6 protein-coding genes are annotated in these 3,942 nt (G+C 65.0%); 4 read left to right on the forward strand and 2 right to left on the reverse strand.

Features of this window, described 5'->3' with window-relative positions; genetic code table 11:
* A partial coding sequence (locus WAN02_RS19585) for a DUF222 domain-containing protein (RefSeq protein WP_422265896.1) occupies positions 1-639 on the forward strand: 639 nt, incomplete at its 5' end.
* A gap of 16 nt (positions 640-655) precedes the next feature.
* On the opposite strand, the gene WAN02_RS19590 is transcribed toward WAN02_RS19585, so the two are convergent.
* The gene (locus WAN02_RS19590) at positions 656-1,120 is read right to left on the reverse strand and encodes a LytR C-terminal domain-containing protein (RefSeq protein ID WP_422265897.1); all 465 of its coding nucleotides are present in this window, start codon (positions 1,118-1,120) and stop codon (positions 656-658) included.
* A 63-nt stretch (positions 1,121-1,183) separates the two neighbouring features.
* Positions 1,184-1,492, reverse strand: a complete 309-nt coding sequence (locus WAN02_RS19595; RefSeq protein ID WP_325691833.1) for a DUF3263 domain-containing protein — start codon at positions 1,490-1,492, stop codon at positions 1,184-1,186.
* Between the two features lie 180 nt (positions 1,493-1,672).
* Here WAN02_RS19595 and WAN02_RS19600 point away from each other — a divergent pair, with 180 nt between their 5' ends.
* From WAN02_RS19600 to WAN02_RS19610, 3 genes are all read left to right on the forward strand, one after another.
* Complete coding sequence (locus WAN02_RS19600; RefSeq protein WP_422265898.1) at positions 1,673-2,266, forward strand: peptide deformylase; 594 nt, start codon at positions 1,673-1,675, stop codon at positions 2,264-2,266.
* Entirely contained in the window at positions 2,266-3,147 is an 882-nt protein-coding gene (locus WAN02_RS19605) for an N-acetylglutamate synthase, CG3035 family (protein WP_422265899.1), read from the forward strand. The genes WAN02_RS19600 and WAN02_RS19605 overlap by 1 nt, the downstream gene beginning before the upstream one ends.
* 37 nt (positions 3,148-3,184) lie before the next feature.
* Positions 3,185-3,942 (forward strand): exodeoxyribonuclease III (locus tag WAN02_RS19610; protein ID WP_422265900.1); only part of this gene is annotated, 758 nt, incomplete at its 3' end.

A 3,942-nucleotide genomic window follows, 5' to 3' on the forward strand; every position in this document is an offset into this window, starting at 1 on the left:
TCCGAAGTCCGTGCCGACGGGCTGATTCCACCCGAGCTTGTTGCCGAGCTGGCCCACTCCGCCAAGCTGGTGCCGCTGATCCACCCAGGCGACGCGCCGTCCGAACCTGGGTATGTGCCCTCGCAAGCGCTGGCGGATTTCGTGCGCTGCCGGGATTTGACCTGCCGCTGGCCCGGTTGCGACCGGCCCGCACATGACTGCGACCTTGACCACACCATTCCCTACGGCGCGGGCGGGCCCACCCACGCCTCAAACTTGAAGTGCTACTGCCGCACTCATCACCTCGTGAAGACTTTCTGGGGGTGGCGTGATCAGCAGTTGCCGGACGGCACAGTCATTCTCACTTCTCCGTCGAGAAAGACCTACGTCACCACACCAGGCAGCGCGCTGCTCTTCCCCAGCCTGTGCTCGCCTACCGGTGACCTACAGGCGCCGCGATCCGGCCCGACGATCCACTACTGCGGTGACCGGACGGCCATGATGCCCAAGCGACGCCGCACCCGTGCACAAGACCGCAACAACCGCATCGCCGCGGAACGCCGACAAAACCAGATTGCGCGCACGGTCCGTCGCTCCGAATCGATGAGCCACCTCGGGCCCGCCCCACCTGACACAGACGACGATCCGCCGCCGTTCTAGGCAGGAAAGCCGTGCACTAGCCAGTTACCACCACGATCACGCCGGGCGGCTGGTCGGCGACTTCCTTCGTCCGCGGCGCGACATCCGCTTTGAGTAGCTGGCCCACGGCATCGGCGGTTTCGTGCTCACCGGGCGCGTCGGTGAAGTAGACCGTTGTTTTCGAGACATCGGGCAGCGTGAGGTTGTCGATCTTGGTGACGTTGAAACCACCCTGCTTGATCTGGTCGGCCGCTTTCCCCGCGACACCCCTGGAGCTGGAGATGTTGAAGACGAGCACATCGGCCTTTGGCGGCGGCTTCGCCGAGGTCTTCGATGCCGCTGCGGTGGTCGTGACGCTGGCGACCGACGAATCGTCGTCGGTGTTACTGCCCGATCCCATGGCCTGAAATCCGACCAGCAAGAAGATGACACCGAGGAACAACAGCACCATCACCATGGCCCGCAGCGGAAGGCCGGTCGAGTCGGGAACGCGCTCATTCATTGACGTCACTGTATCGAGAGGTGGGCCAAAACCCACAGCGACGCCCTGTGAGCAGGCAAAATCTTAGGTGAGCTCGAAGCCCAGTCGCCGGGCCGCGCGCGCTTTCTGCCGGCTGGCCCGCAGCCTCCGGAGTCGTTTCACCAGCATGGGATCGGCAGCTAACGCCTCGGGCCGGTCGACCAACGCATTGAGCACCCGGTAGTAGTTCGGGGCCGACATTCCGAACAATTCTTTGATGGCTTCCTCTTTGGCACCGGCGTATTTCCACCATTGGCGTTCGAAGGCCAAAATGTCGTGTTCGCGGCGAGTCAGCCCATCGGCAAGTCCAGAGTCGTCCCCCGATCGATTAGCCCGCGCCATAGCGCTGTCCATATCGCTCCTCGACCCTTTCGGCGAAATCTCGAATGCTCGCTGCTCCGGCGATTATTCAACCACGTCGGCAACCCTTGACCTGGAAGCCAGACCCGCGAGTCGGCTTACTAGGTGAGGTTGCCTGTCCCGGGTTGACTCCGCAACCGGAGCAGATGGACTCGGGCTTTAAGCTTTGCGGTCATGGCAGTCGTACCCATTCGCATCGTGGGGGATCCCGTCTTGCACACTCCCACCGTGCCGGTGCCGGTCGCGGCGGACAGTTCGCTGCCGGCCGACCTGGCCGACCTGATCACGAATCTGTACGACACCATGGATGCCGCCTACGGGGTCGGTCTGGCGGCCAACCAGATCGGTGTAGGTCTTCGGGTATTCGTCTACGACTGCGCCGACGAGCGAGGGCAGACGGCGCGGCGTCGCGGAGTCGTGGTCAACCCGGTGCTGGAAACCTCCGAGGTCCCCGAGACCATGCCCGATCCCGAGGATGACGACGAGGGTTGCCTCTCGGTGCCGGGTGAATCGTTTCCAACCGGGCGGGCGAAGTGGGCCAAGGTGACCGGGCTCGACGCCGACGGCAACGCGATAACCATCGAGGGCTCAGGGTTGTTCGCGCGCATGCTCCAACATGAGACCGGCCACTTGGACGGCCTCCTGTACCTGGACTGCTTGATCGGACGGCATGCGCGCGCCGCCAAGCGAGCCGTCAAATCGCACGACTGGGGCGTGCCCGGGTTGTCGTGGATGCCGGGCGAAGGGCCGGATCCGTTCGGTCACTGATGGTTTCGTGGCCCGAGCTCGGAGCCAGGGTGACGGTCCGTTACCGCCTGCCCGACGGCTCGGTGCCACCGCTGACCGATGTCATCGGCCATCTACTCGACACCACACCGCTCGTCCGGGTCCGGACGAAGACGGGCACAGTGGTGCAGTTCGCACCCGCGGACGTGGTCGCCGTCAGGACTCTCAGCGATGTCCCTGTGCGAGCGTCGGAGATCCGCGCGCTCGAGCATGCCGCCGCGCTGGCCTGGCCGGGTGTCGAGCAGCAGTGGCTGGACGGTTGGCTACTGCGCGCCGGACACGGCGTCACCTACGCCGCCAATTCCGCTGTGCCAGTGGCGAACTCTGCGAGTCAGGCGGCGATCCCGGCGATCGTCGACTGGTACCGAAGCCGTGACCTGATTCCGCGGCTCGCGGTCGCCGATCGTCTACTCCGGCTGACCGGCGGGGGCGAGCACGCGAATCGGGTGCTGGTGCGTGACCTACACCGCGACGAACCCGATCCGTCGGTCCGGCTGTCGGCCCGCCCCGACGACACGTGGTTTCGGCTCTGCCAGTACGAGATTCCGGTCGACGTATTGACAGCGGTCGTCGACGGCGAGCTGGTTTTCGGCACGCACGCGAATGCGGCGGTTGCACGCGCGGCGGTCACCGATGCTCCGGACGGCACCCGCTGGGTGGGCCTGTCGACGGTGTGGGTGCCAGACCTGAACTCCGACGCGGGCCGCGCGCTGTGCGAGGCACTGTTGGCCTGGGGCGTATCGCGCGGCGCCAGCCGTGGCTACCTCCGGATTCAAGACGACAATTACGCGACCGCCGACTTGGCCAGGTCGATGGGCTTCGTCTTGCACCACCGCGCGCGTTACGTCACGCCAACCACGTAGGGTCGTCGCCATGCCCGATGGCATGGTTGACGGCGGCCTGCGGATAGCCACCTGGAACGTGAACTCGATTCGCACGCGGCTCGATCGTGTGCTCGATTGGCTGAAGCGCGCCGAGGTCGACGTGCTCGCCATGCAGGAAACCAAGTGCTCCGACCAACAGTTCCCGGCGATGCCGTTCCTGGAACTTGGCTACGAAACGGCGCACTGCGGTTTTAATCAGTGGAACGGCGTGGCGATCGCATCGCGAGTCGGCCTGGACAACGTCGAGGTGGGCTTCGACGGCCAACCCACCTGGAGCAGCAAGCCGGATGTCGCCGCCGCTGCCGAAGCCCGCGCGCTCGGCGCCACCTGCGCAGGAGTGCGGGTGTGGAGTCTTTATGTGCCCAACGGCCGCGCCCTGGACGACCCGCACTACACATACAAGCTGAATTGGCTTGCTGCGCTGCGTGATACCGCGTCCGGCTGGCTGCGCGACGACCCATCGGCGCAGATTGCCTTGGTCGGTGACTGGAATATCGCTCCCACCGACGAGGACATCTGGAGCGTCGAATTCTTCGAGGGCTCGACTCACGTCTCCGAACCGGAGCGCACAGCGTTCGACGCAATCGTCGACGCCCAATTTTCAGACGTGGTAAGGCCTTTCACCCCCGGCCCGGGCGTCTACACGTACTGGGACTACACCCAGTTGCGGTTCCCGAAGAAACAGGGGATGCGTATCGACTTCATCCTCGGCTCCCCCGCATTCGCAGACCGGGTTGCCGACGCGCAGATCATTCGTGAGGAGCGGAAAGGCAA

It is taken from the genome of Mycobacterium sp. (assembly GCF_049281135.1).
Lineage (GTDB): Bacteria > Actinomycetota > Actinomycetes > Mycobacteriales > Mycobacteriaceae > Mycobacterium.

Excerpts from the sequence above, each read along its gene's own strand:
- WAN02_RS19595 (WP_325691833.1), bottom strand. The coding sequence starts at position 1,492 with ATGGACAGCGCTATGGCGCGGGCTAATCGATCGGGGGACGACTCTGGA.
- WAN02_RS19605 (WP_422265899.1), top strand. The coding sequence starts at position 2,266 with ATGGTTTCGTGGCCCGAGCTCGGAGCCAGGGTGACGGTCCGTTACCGC.
- WAN02_RS19590 (WP_422265897.1), bottom strand. The coding sequence starts at position 1,120 with ATGAATGAGCGCGTTCCCGACTCGACCGGCCTTCCGCTGCGGGCCATG.
- WAN02_RS19600 (WP_422265898.1), top strand. The coding sequence starts at position 1,673 with ATGGCAGTCGTACCCATTCGCATCGTGGGGGATCCCGTCTTGCACACT.